Origin of the sequence: Paraglaciecola algarum (assembly GCF_021532655.1) — a bacterium.
Taxonomy (GTDB): Bacteria; Pseudomonadota; Gammaproteobacteria; order Enterobacterales; family Alteromonadaceae; genus Paraglaciecola; species Paraglaciecola algarum.
Genome location: NZ_JAKGAS010000006.1, coordinates 214,334 through 234,805 on the forward strand (window position 1 = coordinate 214,334; position 20,472 = coordinate 234,805).

The 20,472-nt window shown below is 38.3% G+C and carries 16 protein-coding genes; 3 read left to right on the top strand and 13 right to left on the bottom strand.

Annotated features, from left to right (window positions below; all coding sequences use genetic code 11):
• Positions 1-79 precede the first annotated feature (79 nt).
• The 7 genes from L0668_RS12500 to L0668_RS12530 form a co-directional block, all read right to left on the bottom strand.
• Positions 80-1,414 (bottom strand): sugar MFS transporter, encoded by a 1,335-nt coding sequence (locus L0668_RS12500; protein ID WP_235312973.1) that lies wholly within the window; start codon positions 1,412-1,414, stop codon positions 80-82.
• Positions 1,415-1,470: 56 nt separating this feature from the next.
• Positions 1,471-2,592 (bottom strand): N-acetylglucosamine-6-phosphate deacetylase, encoded by a 1,122-nt coding sequence (nagA, locus tag L0668_RS12505; protein WP_235312974.1) that lies wholly within the window; start codon positions 2,590-2,592, stop codon positions 1,471-1,473.
• A 111-nt stretch (positions 2,593-2,703) separates the two neighbouring features.
• Positions 2,704-3,588, bottom strand: coding sequence for a glucosamine kinase nucleotide-binding domain-containing protein (locus L0668_RS12510; protein ID WP_235312975.1), 885 nt, complete (start codon positions 3,586-3,588; stop codon positions 2,704-2,706).
• 68 nt (positions 3,589-3,656) lie between these two features.
• Complete coding sequence (locus L0668_RS12515) at positions 3,657-6,248, bottom strand: family 20 glycosylhydrolase (RefSeq protein ID WP_235312976.1); 2,592 nt, start codon at positions 6,246-6,248, stop codon at positions 3,657-3,659.
• A 100-nt stretch (positions 6,249-6,348) separates the two neighbouring features.
• Positions 6,349-7,155, bottom strand: a complete 807-nt coding sequence (nagB, locus tag L0668_RS12520; RefSeq protein WP_235312977.1) for a glucosamine-6-phosphate deaminase — start codon at positions 7,153-7,155, stop codon at positions 6,349-6,351.
• A 16-nt stretch (positions 7,156-7,171) separates the two neighbouring features.
• Complete coding sequence (locus L0668_RS12525; protein WP_235312978.1) at positions 7,172-8,653, bottom strand: tryptophan halogenase family protein; 1,482 nt, start codon at positions 8,651-8,653, stop codon at positions 7,172-7,174.
• A gap of 82 nt (positions 8,654-8,735) precedes the next feature.
• Positions 8,736-11,465, bottom strand: a complete 2,730-nt coding sequence (locus tag L0668_RS12530; RefSeq protein WP_235312979.1) for a TonB-dependent receptor — start codon at positions 11,463-11,465, stop codon at positions 8,736-8,738.
• Positions 11,466-11,868: 403 nt separating this feature from the next.
• On the opposite strand from L0668_RS12530, the gene L0668_RS12535 reads away from it, so the two are divergent.
• Both L0668_RS12535 and L0668_RS12540 read left to right on the top strand, forming a co-directional pair.
• Positions 11,869-12,930, top strand: coding sequence for a LacI family DNA-binding transcriptional regulator (locus tag L0668_RS12535; RefSeq protein WP_235312980.1), 1,062 nt, complete (start codon positions 11,869-11,871; stop codon positions 12,928-12,930).
• Entirely contained in the window at positions 12,920-14,392 is a 1,473-nt protein-coding gene (locus L0668_RS12540; protein WP_235312981.1) for a tryptophan halogenase family protein, read from the top strand. Before L0668_RS12535 ends, L0668_RS12540 begins: the two co-directional genes overlap by 11 nt.
• Here the strand turns inward: L0668_RS12540 and L0668_RS12545 are convergent.
• The 4 genes from L0668_RS12545 to arsC are packed head-to-tail and all read right to left on the bottom strand — an operon-like array spanning position 14,389 to position 17,707.
• Positions 14,389-16,308, bottom strand: coding sequence for a hypothetical protein (locus tag L0668_RS12545; RefSeq protein WP_235312982.1), 1,920 nt, complete (start codon positions 16,306-16,308; stop codon positions 14,389-14,391). The genes L0668_RS12540 and L0668_RS12545 overlap by 4 nt on opposite strands.
• A gap of 25 nt (positions 16,309-16,333) precedes the next feature.
• The gene (locus L0668_RS12550) at positions 16,334-16,762 is read right to left on the bottom strand and encodes a DUF2069 domain-containing protein (RefSeq protein ID WP_235312983.1); all 429 of its coding nucleotides are present in this window, start codon (positions 16,760-16,762) and stop codon (positions 16,334-16,336) included.
• A gap of 1 nt (position 16,763) precedes the next feature.
• The gene (gene wrbA / locus L0668_RS12555; protein WP_235312984.1) at positions 16,764-17,357 is read right to left on the bottom strand and encodes an NAD(P)H:quinone oxidoreductase; all 594 of its coding nucleotides are present in this window, start codon (positions 17,355-17,357) and stop codon (positions 16,764-16,766) included.
• Positions 17,354-17,707 (bottom strand): arsenate reductase (glutaredoxin), encoded by a 354-nt coding sequence (arsC, locus tag L0668_RS12560; protein WP_235312985.1) that lies wholly within the window; start codon positions 17,705-17,707, stop codon positions 17,354-17,356. The genes wrbA and arsC overlap by 4 nt, the downstream gene beginning before the upstream one ends.
• Positions 17,708-17,775: 68 nt before the next feature.
• On the opposite strand from arsC, the gene L0668_RS12565 reads away from it, so the two are divergent.
• Entirely contained in the window at positions 17,776-18,258 is a 483-nt protein-coding gene (locus L0668_RS12565; RefSeq protein WP_235312986.1) for a TlpA family protein disulfide reductase, read from the top strand.
• Position 18,259: 1 nt separating this feature from the next.
• On the opposite strand, the gene bepA is transcribed toward L0668_RS12565, so the two are convergent.
• Together bepA and L0668_RS12575 are read right to left on the bottom strand one after the other, a co-directional pair.
• On the bottom strand, positions 18,260-19,714 hold the full coding sequence (gene bepA / locus L0668_RS12570; RefSeq protein ID WP_235312987.1) for a beta-barrel assembly-enhancing protease: 1,455 nt from the start codon (positions 19,712-19,714) through the stop codon (positions 18,260-18,262).
• A 108-nt stretch (positions 19,715-19,822) separates the two neighbouring features.
• Complete coding sequence (locus L0668_RS12575; RefSeq protein WP_235312988.1) at positions 19,823-20,398, bottom strand: hypothetical protein; 576 nt, start codon at positions 20,396-20,398, stop codon at positions 19,823-19,825.
• Positions 20,399-20,472 lie beyond the last annotated feature (74 nt).

Genomic DNA, 20,472 nt, shown 5'->3' on the forward strand with positions numbered 1-20,472 from the left:
CTCGTATGAGAACTGCTCTTGTTTGAGAGCTACTCTCGCTTTAATAGGTTAAGAATGATTTTGAGAGATTGAGTAGGGATTAAGCTTTTTTCCAGGCTCTAATTTTGTGACCTTTTAAAGCGTAAAATAGAATAAAGCCATAACAAGGTAACATCATCCAATAGGCAGACTGGCCGTCGAAATGTTCTGCTAAAAAGCCATACAGCATAGGAAGTACTGCCCCGCCCGATATCCCCATAATTAACAAGGCTGAACCACGAGCTGTTAAGGTATATAGTCCGTCTAATGCTAGCGGCCATATTGCTGGCCACACTAAGGCATTAGCAAAACCAAGGATTGCTATCAAAGTTACCGGATCAGGTAATAGGGCAATGCCCATCCATCCCCATAATACTGAAGATATTTGAGTGGATTGCGGATCAGAGAATACAATCACTACACTTAATATCAGCCCTAAAATAGCTGAACCAGATAAAGCTTGTGCTTGGTTAACAAATTTTGGGATGATGACCAATCCCATAAGATAACCCAAAACCATAAAGGCCATAGTGTAAGACGTTAACGAGGTGGCATTTTCGACACCTAGTTGCGAGCCAAATAACCCTATGGTATCACCAGCAATTACCTCTGCACCCACATATAAAAATAGGGTGAATACACCTAAAATCAATTGCGGATAGGCCATTAGACTGCCGGCTTGTTCATCTTCAGATCCTGGCTTTTCTAACACTAATTCTGGTAAAGAAGAAAAGTTAAGTAACACAGCTAGTACTAATAATGCACCAGTCATGTAGGCGTAAGGTAAAACCAATCCATCGGCTAGAGCTGAAATTTGTAACGCTTTATCAGCTTCTGAAAGGGCTGCGATTGATTGGGCATTAACGCCAGCAAACTCACCCAACACTAAAGCGGTAAATACTATTGGTGCAAGGAATCCGGCAAATTTATTAAGCAATCCCATGATAGAAATACGCACCGCTGCGGTTTCTTGTGGACCAACTTTTACGATATAGGGATTAGAGGCTGTTTGCAGAATAGTTAGACCTGTACCCATCACAAACTGAGCAAACAAAAATACAGCAAACTCTTGGCTGTATGAAGCTGGGATAAATAATAAACAACCCAAGGCAATCATACCTAGCCCTAGACTCATGCCTTTTTTGTAACCAGTTTTATCTAACACCCAGGACATAGGTAATGCCATAACTACGTAGGCAATATAAAAAGAGAATGCAACGAGTAGAGCTTGAGATTCAGTTAACTGACAAACGATCTGTAAAAAGGGGATCAATGCGCCGTTTAGCCAAGTAACAAAGCCAAATATAAAAAATAGCATACCTATGATTATCATAGGCACTACGGCACTTGGCTTAGCTTGGTCGTCAATATTGGAATTGGGGTTTAGTGTTTGCATAACTCACCTTTTAGTTGGTCTTGTTGTTGGTTTGCATCTTGTAGGATCAAACTGTATTAAAATACTTTTTGTCCAGAAATATAGGTTTGATTAACTTCAAATTGGTCATCTAACACTAACCAATCTGCATCAAAATTAGCCGCTAATTTACCTTTATTTTGTTGTTTACCAATAAAGTTGGCCGGGGTAGAGGAGGCCATATTAATGCCATCTTCAATAGTACAATGTAAATCTTGAATAGTGTTTCTGACTGCACTGGCCATATCTAATGCTGAACCTGCAAGTCTTCCACCTTCAATGGTCAACTTATTACCTTCTCGAGTAATGTCCATGCCGCTGAATTGTAATTTAACTTGTTCACTGCCCACATGAGACATGGCATCTGTGACTAACATTATTTTGTTTGCTGTTTTACATTTTATAGCTAGTTGACAACTAGCCAGATCTACATGTTCATGATCGACGATTAACCCGCAATAAGTATTGTCATCTAATAATGCTGCGCCTACCATTCCAGCTGCTCGGCTTTGCAGCGGAGACATTGCATTGAATAAATGGGTGAACCCCTGAGCTCCAGCTTGAATAGCCAATTGGGTTTGTTCTACTGTGGCATTAGAATGGCCTAAACAGACTTTTACGCCAGCTTGTACGAGGTGTTTTATTACGTCACAAGATACATTTTCAGGAGCTAGAGTCACACAAACTACACCTAAATCTTTACGAGTAAATAAAGCTAATTCTTGATCACTTATTTGGCGTATATGTTGTTCTGGGTGAATGCCTTTTTTGGGTTGGCTCAAATGAGGTCCTTCAAAATGCACTCCCACAATACCATGCACTTTGCTTGTTATGGCTTGAGCAATAGCGTCGCCAGCATGCAGCATAGTGTTTAAATCATCTGTAATTAAGGTTGGTAACATGGCTGTGGTACCAAATTGTTGATGGGCTTTGCTCATTATTTGCAAGGCTTCGAGATTTGGTTGATTGTTAAATAATACGCCACCACCACCGTTAACTTGCACATCAATAAAACCAGGCGTGACTAAACCTAGCAATTGTTTGTCACTATCGGCTTTTGTTCCTGATGTGACAGCAATAATTTTGCCGTCTTCTACTGTCATAATTTGATTGGTTTGGATTGATTCACCATCAAATAATTGTTGAGCAAAATAACGCATTAAATTTTCCTATTTACGCCTTAAAAGCGTTGGTTATATTTTTAAAATCTACAAGCTAATGTGTGTTTTTAGCTATTTATTGAAGCTTGCATAATATTACATTCGCTATTATCACTTAAATCTTAATTGAGATTTAGCAAAAAGAATCGCGCCTTGCTCTGGACTCCCAAGAGCCGGTTGGATCCGCTCTTGTAATTGGGGTTCTAAATAAGGGATCAGTGCTTGAGTGACGCCGCCAATAAAAGACAAACGTGATGGATTTAAGGCTAGTAATCTAGCACTTAATTTCTCAATGTAATGACATGCTTCTTTTACTAGGTTTAATGCATCAGTTTGTTTTTGTGTCGCTTGTGCAAATACTGTTGGCGCTAATGCCGCATAAAAAGAAGGTTTTGCATCTAAAGTCAAATTAACCAGTTGCAAGGCTGTTTGGCAATTGAGTTTGTCTAATACTGCTGATGCTAATTCATTTGGCTCTCTTAATTGATCTAATGTTTCTAAGCAACGACTAATGGCCTTTTTACCTAACCATGCACCACTTGCTTTATCTCCTACCACAAAACCATGACCACCCAATTCCACATGTTGTTCTTGATTGATCACAACACCAGATGAACCCGTACCTATTATTATAATCGCACCATTATCACCTTGGTGCGCACCAAAACAGGCAATATGTAAATCAGTGGTGATATGAGAAGAAGCAAATGGCAAGGATTGTGCTGCAAATGCTATTTTAACTTCCGGGATGTTTATGCCGGCTAAACCAATACCTGCATGCAGTTGATCTAGCGTTAATCCTTTTATATTAGCGGCCTTTATTGCTTCTTCACTGGCTGAGAGTATTGAATTTATAGTACCAGGTAAATCTCGAAAAGCGTTAGCAGGCCCTGCAACACTTTCTGCCAAAAGGTTTCCATTGGCGTCTTCTAAGCGGGCTTTGCATTTAGTTCCACCGCCATCAATACCTAAGAAGTAGTTAGCTTGATTATTCACTAAGTGTTCCTTTTAAATGTTTTGTATTTAGCTTAGAGATACAAAAGTAGGGGATATTTAATATCATGTTATTTAAGTTCAATTACAGCGCTATATCGCGGTTTATCGGCGCTGTTAGTGTTAGTTAGTTTCGCTCGTATTTTTACTATTGGCTTGACCTTTATAGGTTGTATGTAGGTTTGCCATTGATTAGGTGTTTGTTGATACTCAAGTTGCACACCTTCTCCAAAAATATGATTCATGTGTAATTCAGCCTTTTTAATCTGAGCACCAGGTGGCGGTAACCTAAAGTTTTGGTTTTGAGTAATCAAATTAGGCAATTGTTTGTTAACTAAATTTTTTGAAAAAGCATACCAATTTGCATTAATTTTTCCGGTTAATGCTTGAGTTGATAAGGCAACTGATTGCGTTTCCCAATCAGGTTTTACCCAGGCTTTTTCGGCAAAACTAATTAATCTTGGGTAATACATATATTCAGCCACACTGTCATGGCGAATAATTTCACTCCACAAATGAGTTTGTATGCCTTCGAAATGTATTGGGCTATTAGATGTTGATGGATCTGGCGTGTACTGATTCCCCATACGATCTACCCACAACTTAGCGTTATCTTGGGCATTGTCTGGCATAAACTGAAATACCTTGTAACTATCGGTGGCACGCGTCGCCCAGTAGTAACCATGTTCATTTGGATCAACCGCATATGGAAAATCAAAATATAGGACGTCTGGGTAAGACAAAATGGTACGCCAGCCTTGCTGCTGGAATTTTTCAGCGGCTAAATGGCCTTGCCACATAAGTAAATCCCACACATTAACTTGCATTGGTTGATTAACGTCAGGCTGGAACTCACGCATTCCGTCACTCCAACCGCCAGCAATAATGCCTTTGTCTTGAATAAGTTGTGCTACGCGTGTGATGAAGTAACCACCAAGTTGTTCTACATTTTCAATATCTTTATTTTGTGCGATAAATTCATGGCAAACAGGGGAGTCATGCCAAGCACCAGCTGTTTCATCAGCACCTAAGTGATAACGGGTTAAAGGCACACCTGCGTCTTTATGCTGTTGAATTAGGTTGCTTAATACTTTATCAACAAAGGTATAAGTAGAGGATAAACAAGGGTTTAACGTATTGTCATTGTAATGCTGCACCGATGAATACTGACTTTTGTCATCAAAATCTGTTAACAAATATTGTTTGGCTTGCTCGTACCTTTCTTGTTTTACCAACCTTTGATAACGAGCTTCCATGGATTTTATTGACGAGCGAGAGTGTCCTGGCATATCTAAAGAGGGAATGATCTCTACATGGTGCGCTGCTGCATATTGTACCAACTCACGGTAATCTTGTTGGCTATAAAACCCATTATTAGGATTAGAGCGATTAGGCCCGCTTCCCAGTTGAGGCATAAGGCATTGTGTTTCAGTTGGATCAAAGCAACGAAATCCGCCAACTTGAGTTAATTCTGGTAAATCTTGTATGGCTAAACGCCAGCCTTCATCATCGGCTAAATGCAAATGTAATTTGTTTAATTTCCATTGAGCCATATTTTGAATTAGCTGTTTAACAAAATTCACTGAACGGAAGTTTCTAGCCACATCTAAATGAACGCCGCGAAATTCATAACGGGGTGAATCATTAAATTGACCAACAGGTAGGGCATTGTTTTCTACAAGTTGTTTTAAAGACATTAAGGCGTAGAAAGCGCCTGTATAACTAGTTGATTTGATTTGAATGTTTTGGTTTGAAATGTGTAATTGATAAGCTTGTTTGGATATTTCTTGATTAGCTTCAGCTTCATTTGGCGTTTGATTCAACGACGTTACCAAATCAATGTTTAGATTTACTAAATCGGTATCTGCTTTTTGTGACTTTATCTGAATACCAGTGTTTTTTAATAAAGCAAATGCACTAGAAAAATCAACTAAAGATTGTTCAGACACAGCTAAACCTGCACTAATATCTAAAGTATTGTCGGTCACTTGCTTATTCAATATTGATGGTATAACCAATTGTTGGTTAGTCGTTGAATTAAGCTCGGAAAATATCGTTTGATTACGTTCAAAGTTAAACTCAGCTGTTGCTAACACTGAATTATCTTCAATATTCCGTTTAAACTGTTCGGGTAGTGACATTTCACCTGCGTGAGGAATGATAGGTAACACCGAGTCCGCTACGAGTTGTTCTTGGGTAGATTTTATAATGGCTGTTTGGTTGTCGTTGTTGTAAACAAAAAAGTAATTGGGTAATACATCTGACTTAGACACAGACCAAAAACCAGCTTTAATTTTGATTTGATAATTTTTGCCAGCTTCAATTGATTTTTTACTACTTAATTTATGCAGATCACCATTAAGATGTTCGATCACAAATTCTTCGCTAGTCACCTCTTGAATGGGGGACAAATGAGAAAAGTAAATATGCCAACCCTGAGCTGGTAAGTCTGCAGCGAAGCGCAAGTTAAGTTGCGCTATATAACAGTTACCTTCAGCCATCTCCGCATCGCAGTTTTTTGCTTGGGTATTACTTACTACTTGGTAGTTCACAGCCATTTTCTGCGCATTGTCTGTAATGTTTTGCGCTAAATTGATATCTGTTTTTTGTGAAAAACAGGCTGTTAGGCAAAATAGTAAGGAAAACATCAGTAAAACTTTCATTAGGTGTTTTTCTCCAAGACCGAAGTCTCCTTGATTAGGCTCTCAGTAGTCAGCAAGATAGTGTTTGGGAGCATTACTTTCGGGCTTATAAAATTTGACATTAGTAGTTGTGAAAATAACCGTAATCTTCAATTAATTTGGTATTTTCGTTGTTAGCCCACTGGTAATAACTGTGATCGCTTAATTCGCTAGCTGCTTCTTTATCTAATAAAACAATGGCGTTTTCGTGCATTTGTAGTGCAGAGGCTGGACACATAGCCGAAACACCACCAGTGATCATATCTTTAACCGCATTTGCCTTATTCGCTCCCGTAGCCATCAACAATACATAACGTGCATCCATAATAGTGGCGATACCCATAGTCATTGCCATGGTGGGTTGTTTTTCATCAGGCTTAAATAAACGGCTATTGTCCGTAATGGTTTGTTGGGTGAGGGTTTTTATCCGTGTACGAGAGGATAAACTTGAGGTTGGTTCATTAAAGCCAATATGGCCATTGGCGCCTATACCTAAAATTTGTAGGTCAATCCCGCCATGTTGTTTGATTTTATCTTCGTATGCTAATCCTTGAGTTCTTGGATTTTGGCCTGGCGCACAAGTAGGTAAAAAAGTGTTATTTACATCAATATCTACATGATTAAACAAATTTTCCGCCATAAAACTGCGATAACTTTGTGGGTTTTCTGGGGCAATGTGGTGATATTCATCTAAATTAAACGTGGTTACGTTTTTAAAACTAATTTGCTTTGTTTTATGCTGTTCAACTAATTGTTTATATAAACTAATAGGTGTGCTGCCAGTGGCTAAACCTAATACTGGATCAGGTTTTTTATTAATTAACTCTTTCACCCAAAGCGCTGCACTTTCTGCAACCTGTTGAGCATTATCATAAATTATAATTTGCATAAAATTTCCTTAGAATTTAATTTTGTTTAGACGCCACTTGAATTGGGAAGTTGACAGCTATGTGTTGGCAACGCAACTTTGCATTGTGGTGCTTTTTAACTGCCAAACGAAGTGACCCTTTAGTTGGTGTATGGTAATAATTCATACCAGATAAAATGCAATACCATGATGTTTTTCCATACACTAGATTATCACTGATTGTTGCTAACGCTGTGTCGAATGAGCCTTGACTTTTCCAGCCGCTAACAATGGCCATCAGAGTGGATGACATATCTGTATTATTGCGGTTATCAATCCAATACTGACTATCACTGCGGCTGTTTAACAAATAGTGAGCTTGCAAATAATCGCGGGTTCCGTCAATTAGTCGGTTTATTACTTGATTAAATTTTTGCTGATTATTAACTAAGTCATGTGGTTTTTCGCAAAACTCAATAAAAGATTCACATGTTTGCTGCACTAAATTTAGCATGGGGGCTTCAAGTGGCTCTAAAAAGCCTTGGGATAAGCCCAAGGCTAAACAATTTTGTTTCCAATGTTGGCTTATTCGACCGGGTGACCATTTAATATGACGTGCTGGGGCGTCATATTCGTTTAGTTGTTCTCTTAATTCTTTTTCTGCGTCTTCACTAGACATGTATTTGCTACTGTAAACATAGCCATTACCGATACGGCTTGATAACGGAATAGACCACATCCAGCCATTTTTTAAACCTTTTGATAAAGTATAGGTACCGAATTTTGAAGGCTCTTTATGATTAGTTCCAATAGCTACAGCACGATTATTCGGTATGTATTTTTGATAATCAATTAACTCTTCTTTTAAGGTTTGCTGGATTAATATTCCTTTGAGACCACTGCAATCTACGAACAAGTCGCCAGATATTTCGCCTTTTTGTTGTGTGATAATCGACTCAATACCAAGTGTGTTTGTTTTTATATCAACCACTTGATCTTGAATTTGCTTTACACCAAGTTTTTTCGCATGTGATGCTAGAAATGAGCCTAACTTATCAGCATCAAAGTGGTAGCCGTAATCTATACCTTGATATTGTAAATTGGTAGTTTTTGGACTTTTGTTTTGTTGTGCCAAATAGGCATTTATAAAATAATCATCAGGTAGAGTAGGGATATCGAAACCTTCTCGACGATATTGACAATTGTTGAAAAAGTCTTTGACTAAGGGGCTGTCGATTTCACCATAAAATGGATGAAAATAAGACTCTGCTTCATTTGTATTACACCAATTAGGGAAGGCAATTCCACATTTATATGTGGCGTCACATTTAGCCATCCATTGTTTTTCCGAAATGTTTAGGGTCTGAAAAAATTGGCGTAAGAAAGGCGTAGAACCTTCACCTACCCCAATAGTTCCTATCTTGCTCGATTCAACCAAAGTTATACTGGCACCATGTTTAGACCAGCGATTTGCCATCAAAGTGGCAGCCATCCAACCTGCGGTGCCTCCACCGACTATGACAATTTGCTTTGGTATCATCAAATAAGTCCTCAATAAAAAAGCCGGAGCTTAATGGTTGTTAATCTAAGTTGATTAAATCCACTCCGGCAAACACACTCTATTAAAAGCGGAAATTAGCACCGACGAATAAACGACGACCATTTGAGCTTTGAGTACCACCTAAACGTTGAGCATCGGTATTACGTTCGTAATAATTTTCCCAAATTTCGTTAGTTAGGTTCAATGCTTCAAACTTGAGTGTAATGTTGTCAGTTAGCACATAGCTAAATTGAGCATCCATTTGTGCTTGTTCATCTCTAAATTGATCTCCAATTTCAGCTGCAGCAATGAAATATTCAGATCGGTAGTTATAATTTAAACGAGCGCTATAAAGGTCATTTTCATAAAACACCCCGAAGTTGTAAGAATTTTTTGACGTATTAGGGAATCTAACCGTGCTTTCAGATAAAGTGGCACCTGTTATATTTCCGTCAGCGTCTGTTACTGGCACTGCTTCGTCAAACGTCGCATCACCCACATCTGTATAGGTGTAGTTAAAGTACCCACCAAAGCCGTAATCAATGACATGCTGAACTTGAAATTCAACTCCATCAATTGTTGTTGAACCACCATTTTCCGGGGTTCTTAACTGATTGATTTGTTGTCCATTTATCTCTTTAGCTACAGTTTTTGTAAAGATAAAATCGTTCACATCTTTCTTAAATAAGGTTACTGCAACTAGTGATGCTTCATCGAAGTAATGTTCAACACCGAATTCAAATTGATTAGCCGTTAGTGGATTAAGGTTAGGGTTACCAGCTGACCCAGAGCTTGTTTCAGGCGTTAAGTTAACTGCTGGAGCTAATTGGAACGGGGCAGGGCGCGTTAATACCCGAGAAGCGGCAAAGCGTAAAATTGTATCTTGATCAAGATCATAGGCAAGGTTTACGCTAGGTAACCACTCATTATATTCGCTACTTGATGAAATTGCTTGTCCAGAAACTAGATCATAACCATTTGAGGTTGAATCTGTTTCTACATAACGCATACCAATGTTACCGCGAATACCATCACTACTAAAGTTAGCCATTGCGTAAATTGCGTTAATCGTTTCTTCAATTTCAAAAGAAGACGCTGTTAAGAATACATCCGAATTTCTGCATAATGTAGTAGCACCAGTTGTGCATTCAGGCACTGCGTATAATGCTTCATGCATTAAATCTCTACTTGGTAAGAAATAGCTAGCGCTAAAACCTGCTGTGTTACTATGATCTACATTTATTAAATCACCTGTCCAGAAGTCACTTGCAGGTCCTAAACTCCCCTCACCAACTGGTGCTAGATTTGCTAAATCAGTTCTTACGCGACCTTGGGTGAAGCTGCGATCACGCAATTTGAAACCTGTCTTTATGTCAGTGATGATGCCCATTTCTACTTCGTGGGTATAATCAACTTGAGCATAATTTTCTTTATCTTTTGTTGTATTTGCCTGATCAAATATTCCCCCTAACCACATTTGGTCCGTAGGGTTAGTTAACCATGGACTTGCAGTGGTAAAGTCGATGCTTGGAGCGGTACCTCCTGGATTATAAAAGTCAAATTTAGCATCAGGATCTGTTGCATCAACCCAAAATTCTGTAAAGAAATCTCGGTTATCGCCTTCACCGGTAGTCGTACCAATTTGCCAATGTAACGTACCACTATTCATAGTGTAGTTACCTTCGAAGTCTAAAATTTGAGTCGACATCTCAGAACCTTCACGGAATATATTATCGTAAGCCATATGACGGGCCCAACCTGGACGATTATCGACACCGCTTACTTGTAAGCTCTCAATTACGCCATTTTGGCTCGTACCAGGATTAGTATCTGTACCTAAAAATGCTACACCACGAAAGCCGATACCAATTAGGTTGGAGTTGTAGTTATCGGCTTTCATTGTTGAACTTAAATAATGCAAGTTCATGTCTAAGTTATCTGTAGGTCTCCACTGAGCATTGATGTCATATCCAATCCGCTCTCTATCTTGCTCAAATAATGCTGAACCCATACCCCAAGGAATCGCTCCTTTTTCTGAAGCTCCTTGCGGCGCCTCTATTAATGGGTCTATACGTGGGATCGTTGGCCCAAACCAACCAAAGTCTTCGTTAGTTTCGCGCACTACTGAACGCTGTTGGTAACTAGCAGATGCTAATATACCGAAAGTCTCATCTTCATTTTTCCAACTATATAAACCAGAAAAAGAAGGGTCTGTATTTCCAGACTCGTCGTTATACTGAGCTTCAGTTGAAAACTGAATAGTATTAGAGTCTAAGTCCATTGGTTTGCGTGTACGTAAGATTACCGTACCACCTAATGCACCTTCATCTATGTCGGCTTGGGCCGATTTGTACACTTCTAGGCCAGCGACCATTTCTGAAGCTAAAATTTCAAAGTTAAAGTTACGAGTCGCATCAGATAATACAAACCAATTTGCTGTACCAACAGCCTGGCCATTAACTAATGTTAAGTTTTGATCTGGCTGAACACCACGAATGGTTACGCCTTGACCTTCACCAAAAGTACGGTCAATCGTGATACCAGGAATTCTTGATAACGACTCTGCTACGTTTTTGTCAGGGAATTGGCCAATATCTTCCGCAGTAATCGCATCTACAATGGCGTTAGCGAAACGTTTTTCATTTAAGTTCGCTTTAGAACTTGCTCTTAAACCCCTAATTTCAATCTTTTCGATGTTATCTGAACTAACTTCTTGAGCGTTAGCTGCTGTTGATATTCCTACAGTTGTTGAACCTATCACACAAGAAAGTAATATCCCTTGGGTAATTTTATTGATTTTCGACGTATTCATATTGCACCTTTGGACTGTTATTGTATGACAGCGTTGTCATTATGTGTTTTAAATATAAAGATCTATAATTACTTAAACCATTTTAACGTGGTTTTTAATTTTATGATAACGCTGTCATTTGAGTAAAATAAAAAAATGACAACTAAACAATTTTTTATTCACTTTCATTTAACTAGGTGACAGCGTTGTCATTTGTGTGTAATCTAGACGAACTAAAAACATTTGGCAACATAAATTACAAATTAATCACAATTTAATTTACTGCAATATAAAAAAAACACATTATCAATGTGCTGGTTTAATTAGTTAACATTCTGATTTGTAAATAATTAATTTAATCTCCATATCCATAATGAAACGCTTAAAAAATTTATGTTAAAAACTTAAGATGGGCTAAAGGGCAATGCTAAAGAATAAAGCCACGATTAAAGATGTCGCTGAGCTGGCGGGGGTGTCTATCAAGACCGTATCTCGAGTCACAAATCGTGAAGGCTCGGTAAAACCTGATACCTTAGAAAGAGTCAATCAAGCTATAGAACAATTAAATTATCAACCTAATACTGCTGCTCGTAATCTAGCGGGGCGCAAGTCGTATGCCTTAGGTTATGTTTACGACAACCCTAACGCTTATTATGTATTAGATATGCAAAATGGTATTTTAGCCGAATGTCGAGACCGGGGATATGAATTGGTAATTCACCCTTGTTCAGCCACCAATAAAGGAATTATTGATGAGTTAGCCACTATGGTTAAACGTTCCCAGTTAGCAGGCCTGATTATTTCTCCTCCACTATCAGAAATGCCAGATGTATTAACGGGTTTAGATAAATTAAATATTCCGTATATTCGAGTCATTTCAGGTAGTGAAGTGCAAGTCAATTCTTCCCCTTGTGTCTACATAAATGATAGGGACGCTGCATTTGAGATCACAGAACATTTGATTGAGCAGGGGCATACAAAAATTGCTTTTTTACGAGGGGATGAATGCCACAGGTCAAGTCATGAACGTAAAATTGGGTATCTACAAGCATTAGAAAAACACGGTATTCAATCAGATCATAGGTATCAAATAGATGGTTCATACTCATTTGAGTTTGGTGTTTCAGGCGCTAAACAGCTGCTGCAATTAGAAGATCCTCCTACTAGTATTTTTTCGTGTAATGATGAAATCGCGGCGGGGGCTTTATTTGCAGTCCGACTTGAGGGCCTAGACGTACCTAGTCAGATATCTATAGCTGGATTTGAGGATAGCCCATTCTCCCGTCAAACTTGGCCTAAGTTAACTACAGCTGCACAGCCAACAAATGTAATCGCACGCAAAGCAACGGCATCTTTTATTCAATATTTATCGTCCAGAAAAGATGATGACCCACACAATGACTTAGTACCTCATTTGCAATTTAAACCTGAGTTAGTTCTGCGGGAATCAACTTTAAATCAAGCTAGGAATGAAAATGTTAATTAAGCCTAAATCTGTTTTGATTGTGGGCGGCGGAACAGCGGGTTGGATGACGGCAAATTCTTTATTAAATGTTTGGCCAGATGTAAAGATTAGTTTGGTTGAATCTGAAGATATCGGAGTAATAGGAGTAGGTGAAGGGGCTACTCCTTATTTAAAGCAATATTTTAAACAATTAGGTATTGCCGAGAAAGACTGGATGCCAGAGTGCGATGCAACCTATAAGTTAGGAATAAGCTTTGAAGGTTGGTCTGGTAGTCATTTGGCTAAAAGTTATTTCCATCCTTTTTTTTCAGTGCTTGATAAACCTGTGGCTGAGATGTTTTTTCATAACTGCGGCCTTAGAAGAAGAGGAATTGAAGCGCCGGTAGCGCCTGATGAATATTTTGTTGCAGCTCAATTAACCAATCAAAAGGTTGATCCTACAGCTTGTTTAAAACATTCTCTAGATATTGATTACGCTTATCATTTTGACTCAGTTAAGTTAGGAATATATTTACGAAATAGGGCAGTAAAGCTGGGACTGACTCATGTTATTGACAATGTGCAGGACGTTAAGTTAGACAAAAATGGTGATATCGTAGATGTAAGTACACAACAACATGGTTGTTTGACGGCAGACCACTTTATAGATTGTACTGGCTTCAGTAGCAGGTTGATTAATAAAGCACTTAAGAGAGAATCTCGGTCATACTCTGACACTTTATTCAATAATGCTGCAGTAGCAATACAGACTCAGTATACAAACGAATCTAGCATTAAGCCGCAAACACGCTCCATAGCATTAAACGCAGGTTGGATGTGGAATATTCCCCTTACTACGCGTCAGGGAAATGGCTATGTTTATAGTGATGGACATATAAGTTCGGACCAAGCTGAGACAGAGTTACGACAAGCATTAAATATTCAAGATGACGCAAACGTAAAGGTAAGGCATCTAAACATGAGGATTGGTCGATTAAACGAGCATTGGCATAAAAACTGTTTAGCGGTTGGACTGTCACAAGGTTTTATTGAGCCTTTAGAGGCGACAGCTTTGATGTTAACCCAATTGACTATTGATCAGTTTGTACAAAGTTTTGCTTCTCAAGAAACTGATTTGATTACTGCCCAAAATAGTTATAACCAAAAACTTAATCAAGTGTTTGACGGTATTCATGATTATATTGTGGCACATTATCAACTTACAAAAAGGCAAGATACTGATTATTGGCGTGATAACAAATATAACTTGGTAAAACCCAAGATATTAAGCGAAATTCTGTATGCTTGGGATAACGGGCTAGACGTTGAGAAAGTGCTAAGTCGACATAAAAATAATTTAGTGTATTTACGGCCGTCTTGGTATTGCATTCTAGCTGGAATGGGACGATTTCCACAAAACCTGAAACATTCTACTCAGGTTGCTGACGTAGAGCAGGCCAGAAAATATTGTAAAGATGTGACCAATAAGTACTTTTTAAGCTAAGGGCCTTTGGGGCCATGACGGTAGGTGTGCCAATAGTCTTTTGGCGAGACTGGCCTTAATGTTTTCTCGCCTTGTTTGTTTCTGGGGGTAGGGGGCACATTGCCTAACTGTAAGTTAACGAACCAATCTTGATTTTCACGCATGAGTATTGGGGTAGGCAGGTTTTGTTGAATTGTACGTACGTCTAAGTTTGGTAAAATGTTTTGCACCACATTTTGAACTCTAGGTTGGACTTTGCTTTCGTTAAATCTATCTCTTTGTCCCCAAGAGACGATCAGATTATCATTGTTAATGTTGCTGATCACAGCAACATCAGCGCTAACATCTAGACGATAAGACATCATGAAACGCTCAAATAGGGTTGCGTAATCTTCACGCACTGTTGAATAGCTGTAATACGCTGGAGCTGAGTCAGGCTCGAAATGACTGACTATGTCTTGTGCACTTAAGTTTTTTTGTTCGGTGTTTGCTGTTTCCCCAGCAAAGCTGACTTTAGCTACAGATTTCATGGTGTCAGAAGTTAAGCCAAAGGTTTGCTCAAATAATACAGAAGAAGCATCATTTTGATTAGAATAATCAAGAGGAGATATATCTTCAGGCATATTTGACCATGAGTTTGGAGGAAAAAAATCATTGGCATGAGCTAATTCGTGATACATAAGCCAACTTATGTTTGCCTCTAGATCACTAAAAGTTTTGCTAAGTCTTAAATGAGCTGGGTAGTCACTATTTCTAAAATAGTAATCATTGTCTTTTACATAACGCCAAGGGATAAAAAACTGTAGGTCATCCCCAAAATCACTTCGATAGTCTGGCTGGGTATTTAAAGTATCTCTTTCCTCTGGGGTCATCCAAAAGTTTGCGGCATCTAAATAAATCGCTCCGGTTGCGGTCCAATAAAAGGATGGGCGAACATCATAAGAAATCACTATTGCGGTAGTCGCTCTTAGTAACTTTAACATATCTTCTGAGGTTGAAGATTGTTCTAAATATTGCTTAAACCTTAAGCCCATCCAATCATGAGAAACAACAAGCCTCTCCAGAATATGTTGAATAGTGGGTGTTGAGTGTTCTTGTCCTATTAAAGGTAATAGGGAAAATTCGCAACTTTTTGCGACTTGGTTATTGTATACACAGGCACGCAAATTATTAGCATGAGGGCCTTCTTGTATAAAGGGGTAAACATCTGTTGTCACTACTTTTTCGGCATATCTAGGAAAATATCCATTTGTATTGACTTGGACATTTTTGACCACTAGTAAACTATTATCAGTTTCTGAACTGCCATCTGTGTAGGTTATTTGTGCTTCTATTTGCACAATTTCATCTTTAATGACTTGGGGCGCGGTGAAAAACACATCTTCGTCTTGGCTTTGAAGGTCGTCTATGGTGGGGCCGTCTAGTTGCTCCCATCTAATGCTTTGCATGGTTTTATTTGGATTAGCCAATGCCCTAAAAGAAACCGCTGCTTGTTCACTGACTGCATGGTCGAGTCGAATATTTGTTCGGTTATTTGAGCTGACTAAGGCGCTAAAACTGAATATTTCATTGATAGTTTGCCCTTGGGAGTTTGTACCATGAAACTCAATTTGATAGTCACCGCTTTGTTTAATATCAAAACCAATAACTTGAGTGTGCGTAGCCAATATCGTCAGAGGGCTGCCACTAATTTGCTGCCACTCTATATTGACTAAATCACTGGTGTCGCTAGTAACAGCAATACTAGCTGCTTGTCCTTGATAAAATGTGTCTTGATAGTAAAAGTGTAAACCATTTATCGAACGTTTGGCCTGAATTGGCGGGGCAGCCTTTACAGGAGGGGGGACTACACTTGTTGGTGAATTGGAACTGCCACCACAAGCGATTAACACACTGCTAATTATGGTAAAGATTGATATTTTAGTTAAAAAGTACATGTTACTTCCTTGTGATTGGCCAATACTATTTGGAATTTTGTGAGTTTTCAAAAAACTCTTTTTCTTCAGCTAACTCTTCCTTTAGTTTGCGAATGCCCAAGCCTAACTCTCGACCTCTTTTGCGAGCATAAAAGCTGCACCCCGTGAATAAAACAAAACACAAAATAATTTCTATGAGTGCGTATAAACGTTCACCATCGATTGCATAAACAGCGGTAAAACCATGTAACAAATAATACATCACAATAAAGTTTGTCCAAGCGTGTGTATATGGCTTGCCTTTGATTAAGCCTATGCTTGGTAACAGGATAGGTATGATCCAAAATATCACAGTAAATGTATGAGATGTGGCTTTGTCTGGTGTTAATAAAAAATGCCAAATAGGTAACCAGATCACCAAAAGTAAGTAACTGGTTAAAGTTAATTTACGATAAAAATCAGTCGATAAATTCATGTTAATCTCTTAATTTGTTGACTAAGGTAGCTAACCTTTTACCTTGTTCAATACACAAGACCACTTCGTCTTCACTGAGTTTATTCGGATACTTGCCTTGCGCTAAATGAGTGACCCCATAAGGGGACCCGCCGGTAAGAGTAGTATGTAATTGTGGAATTGAATAAGGTAAACCACAAAACAACATACCGTGATGAAGTAATGGTAAGGCCATAGATAATAAAGTACTTTCTTGCCCTCCGTGCATACTAGAGGTTGAGGTAAATACACATGCTGGTTTGTTTTCTAATACACCAGACAACCAAAGGGCACTCGTCGAATCTATAAAGTGTTTTAACGGAGCGGCCATATTGCCAAAACGAGTAGGGCTACCTAACGCTATGCCTGCACAATCTTGGATATCTTGATGACTCACAAAGGGGTCGCCACTAGTTGGCACGGGTTCTTGTGCGTCACCTATATTGGTACTCATTTCTGGTACAGTTCGTAAACAAGCTTCTAAACCTTGTTGTTCTACTCCCAACGCAATTTTGTTGGCCATTGCTCGGGTTGCACCATGTTTACTGTAATACAGGACTAAAACCTTATGGCTCATAGAATATCCAAAACTGACTCTGGTGGTCTGCCTATCCTGGCTTTTCCTTTAAACAATACTATGGGCCTTTCTATTAATTTGGGCTCTTCTAACATTGCAGTTATTAATACTTCTTCACTTAGGTCTTCATTTTTAAGCTCTTTGGCTTTATATGCTTCTTCGCTTTTACGTAATAATTGCCTAGCTGAACTAAAACCTAGTTGTTCAACAATAGTCGATAACTGAGTGGCAGTTAATGGCGTTTTTAAATATTCGACAATTTCAGGCTCAAAGCCTTTTTCTTGCAAAAGTTGTAATGTTTGACGGCTTTTTGAACATCTCGGGTTGTGGATTATTTTTAGATCTGACATAAATGACTTTTTCACATAAATTGAAATCATATTCTACGATCAATTTAGCCAATAAGGATCAAGTAATTTTGAAAAATCTCACCTTGAAAAATATCGCCTTAACGATATTTGCAGTCTTAGCTTTGTGCTTAGGTGTTTGGACAAATAATCAATTAAAATTTGATTTTATTACCTTAGATGAACAAAAACATTCTTGGTCTGAGATGCAGGGTAAGTGGATTGTAGTTAATTATTTTGCTGAATGGTGTGCTCCTTGTTTACGTGAGATCCCAGAGCTAAATCATTTCAATCAACTGAACCAAGCTGACATTTATATGTTTGGGATGAGTTTTGATCAATTAGAGCGCGGGAAGCTTATCGATCTTCAACAAAAGTATGATATCCAGTTTCCCCTTATCCAAAGTGCAGTGACTTTGCCTTGGTCACAACGCCCAACCAGCCTACCGACTACATTTATCATTGGCGCGGATGGTGAAGTAAAAAAACAACTTAAAGGAGAACAAAGCGCCGATAAATTATTAAAAACAATTCGTGCACTTCAAAGCCTTTGACTTACAGGCTTTGGAGCTTTTCTTGTTCACTTCTAAATTGTTCGATTCGTCCTCTTATTCGTTGCTTTTCAATTTGCCTATCTTTAGCGTAAGTATAAGCGGTTTGCAGTTCATCTATAGCTCTAGGGTAGGCGGCCACTAAGGCATATATTTCAGCTTTGGTTTGATGCATTTCTAAGTTTTGTTGGCTAGCTTTATAGGCGTCTGACAATATTTCGTAGGCCAACAAATTTTGTGGTTTAACTAATAAAAAGTCTTTTAATAATTCAATCGCTTTATCGGCTTGTTTGTTTTTAATCAAAACGTTGGCCAAGTTCAGGGTTAATACAGGGTTATGGGGAGCATTTACTACGGCTTTTGATAGTTTAGTAATAGCTAAGTCTGGTTTTTCTAATTCTACCGATATATCAGTATAGGTATCTAAATAAAACAGGTTATCTGGTTCTTTTGATAGTAGTTCATCTATTAATGTTGAGGCTTTCTCAACTTGTTCGTCGGCTAAATAAGATAAAGCTAAACCATATTGAGCAGCTTGTTTAAACACATACTCTTGACTTTTTAACAGTCCAGAAAAATATTCTATGTTACGTACTGGATTAGCATAATAACGGGCTAAAATCCTAGACTTTGCCAAATGAAAATTGATACTCGGTGGTATGTTTCTTGGACGATAAGTGGCTGCACGTGTTCTCGCATCTGCTACCCGAGTTTCGGGTAAGGGGTGAGTTAATAAAAATGCCAAAGGCTTGGATTTTAACCGGTTTTTTTCGGTCAAGGTACCAAAAAATGAACTGGCTCCATTTGGGTCAAAACCTGCTTGGGCTAAAATGTGGATCCCAACTCTATCCGCTTCTTTTTCATTTTGACGAGTAAAGTTAATTGTTGATTGGGCTGATGCCGCGTTACCTACTGACAAGGCTGCCATGCCAGCTTCTGGGTTAACAGCCGCAAGTAATATGCCCCCTAATAACGAAGCAATTTGTAATGGGCTAGATTTTTGTTGCGCTTCAATTCGACGAGCGATATGTCTTTGGGTGACGTGGCTAACTTCGTGGGCTAATACCGAGGCGAGTTCAGATTCATTTTTGGCATTGATGATGAGTCCTGAATGAATACCTATATGTCCACCAAAAAATGCAAATGCATTAATATCTAAACTATTGATCATGAAGAATTTATAGGGAAATTTAACATTTTCAGCCTGAGCCACCAAACGATTACCAATATCTTGAATGTACTCTTCTAACAAAGGATCATTTATTAAAGGTGCTTGCCCACGTAACTGGCGCATTAATGCATCACCAATTTGTACTTCTTTGTCTAGTGAAATGGCATTTGATGCTACTACTCCAATTTCGGGTAAATTATTTTTTTGGTTGACTGCATTAACAGATGTTAAGCCAACTAAAAATACTAATGCTCCAGATAGCAAGGAGGTAGTAATAGTTTTTATCATAAGTCTATTGTTATCTTTGTTTTAAATAATGAACGTGTTTAAGAATACTCATTCAGTCAATAAGTTCATTTTAATCGGTTGTTTGCTTAAGTTTCGTACAGGCCTAATTTAAACCGATTTTAAAGCGGCTTCGTCTTCTGCCATCATTTCAAAAAAGTCTTTAACTGACTTACCGGTTCGTTCAGTTACATTCAATCTTTTAGTAAATAATGTAATAAGCTGCTCTGTCATCATATGGGCATATTTAATTAATTCCATATCTGCATCATCACCTTTGCGCACAGCCATGCTAATTAAATTGTTTAACCCGTTTATTTTTAATAAAGGACCGAAACTAGCAGGATTATATTCAGTAAATGGTGAATTGGGATCACGACTAACAACTACAGCTTGCGCTTCGTCTTTGACGATTGGAAAACAATGTAACTCAAAGGCGTATTCGTCCATACGAGAACGTAAGGAAATACTAGGTTTTCCTGCTACAAGATTATTTGCATTCCAGTGGTTTGAATTAAGTAAATATTTAATATTATTTTCAAAGCCGTCTATGAAGGTGCCTTCTAACTCTTTTAAGGTTTTTGCCACCGTTTCAAAGTTAAGGGAAACATCACCAAAATTAATCGATTTTTTTAATTGCAAGATAGCTTTTACGTTATTAAATCGACATGACCAATCGTTTATCAAAATTTAAACCTCTTAGCTTAGGCGTTTATCTTTTACTTTATCTTTTTAGTTTATGTTTTAAAATAATTCAGTTG

Excerpts from the sequence above, each read along its gene's own strand:
- L0668_RS12500 (WP_235312973.1), bottom strand. The coding sequence starts at position 1,414 with ATGCAAACACTAAACCCCAATTCCAATATTGACGACCAAGCTAAGCCA.
- L0668_RS12515 (WP_235312976.1), bottom strand. The coding sequence starts at position 6,248 with ATGAAAGTTTTACTGATGTTTTCCTTACTATTTTGCCTAACAGCCTGT.
- wrbA (WP_235312984.1), bottom strand. The coding sequence starts at position 17,357 with ATGAGCCATAAGGTTTTAGTCCTGTATTACAGTAAACATGGTGCAACC.
- L0668_RS12530 (WP_235312979.1), bottom strand. The coding sequence starts at position 11,465 with ATGAATACGTCGAAAATCAATAAAATTACCCAAGGGATATTACTTTCT.
- nagB (WP_235312977.1), bottom strand. The coding sequence starts at position 7,155 with ATGCAAATTATAATTTATGATAATGCTCAACAGGTTGCAGAAAGTGCA.
- L0668_RS12545 (WP_235312982.1), bottom strand. The coding sequence starts at position 16,308 with ATGTACTTTTTAACTAAAATATCAATCTTTACCATAATTAGCAGTGTG.
- nagA (WP_235312974.1), bottom strand. The coding sequence starts at position 2,592 with ATGCGTTATTTTGCTCAACAATTATTTGATGGTGAATCAATCCAAACC.
- L0668_RS12540 (WP_235312981.1), top strand. The coding sequence starts at position 12,920 with ATGTTAATTAAGCCTAAATCTGTTTTGATTGTGGGCGGCGGAACAGCG.
- arsC (WP_235312985.1), bottom strand. The coding sequence starts at position 17,707 with ATGTCAGATCTAAAAATAATCCACAACCCGAGATGTTCAAAAAGCCGT.
- bepA (WP_235312987.1), bottom strand. The coding sequence starts at position 19,714 with ATGATAAAAACTATTACTACCTCCTTGCTATCTGGAGCATTAGTATTT.
- L0668_RS12535 (WP_235312980.1), top strand. The coding sequence starts at position 11,869 with ATGCTAAAGAATAAAGCCACGATTAAAGATGTCGCTGAGCTGGCGGGG.
- L0668_RS12550 (WP_235312983.1), bottom strand. The coding sequence starts at position 16,762 with ATGAATTTATCGACTGATTTTTATCGTAAATTAACTTTAACCAGTTAC.
- L0668_RS12525 (WP_235312978.1), bottom strand. The coding sequence starts at position 8,653 with ATGATACCAAAGCAAATTGTCATAGTCGGTGGAGGCACCGCAGGTTGG.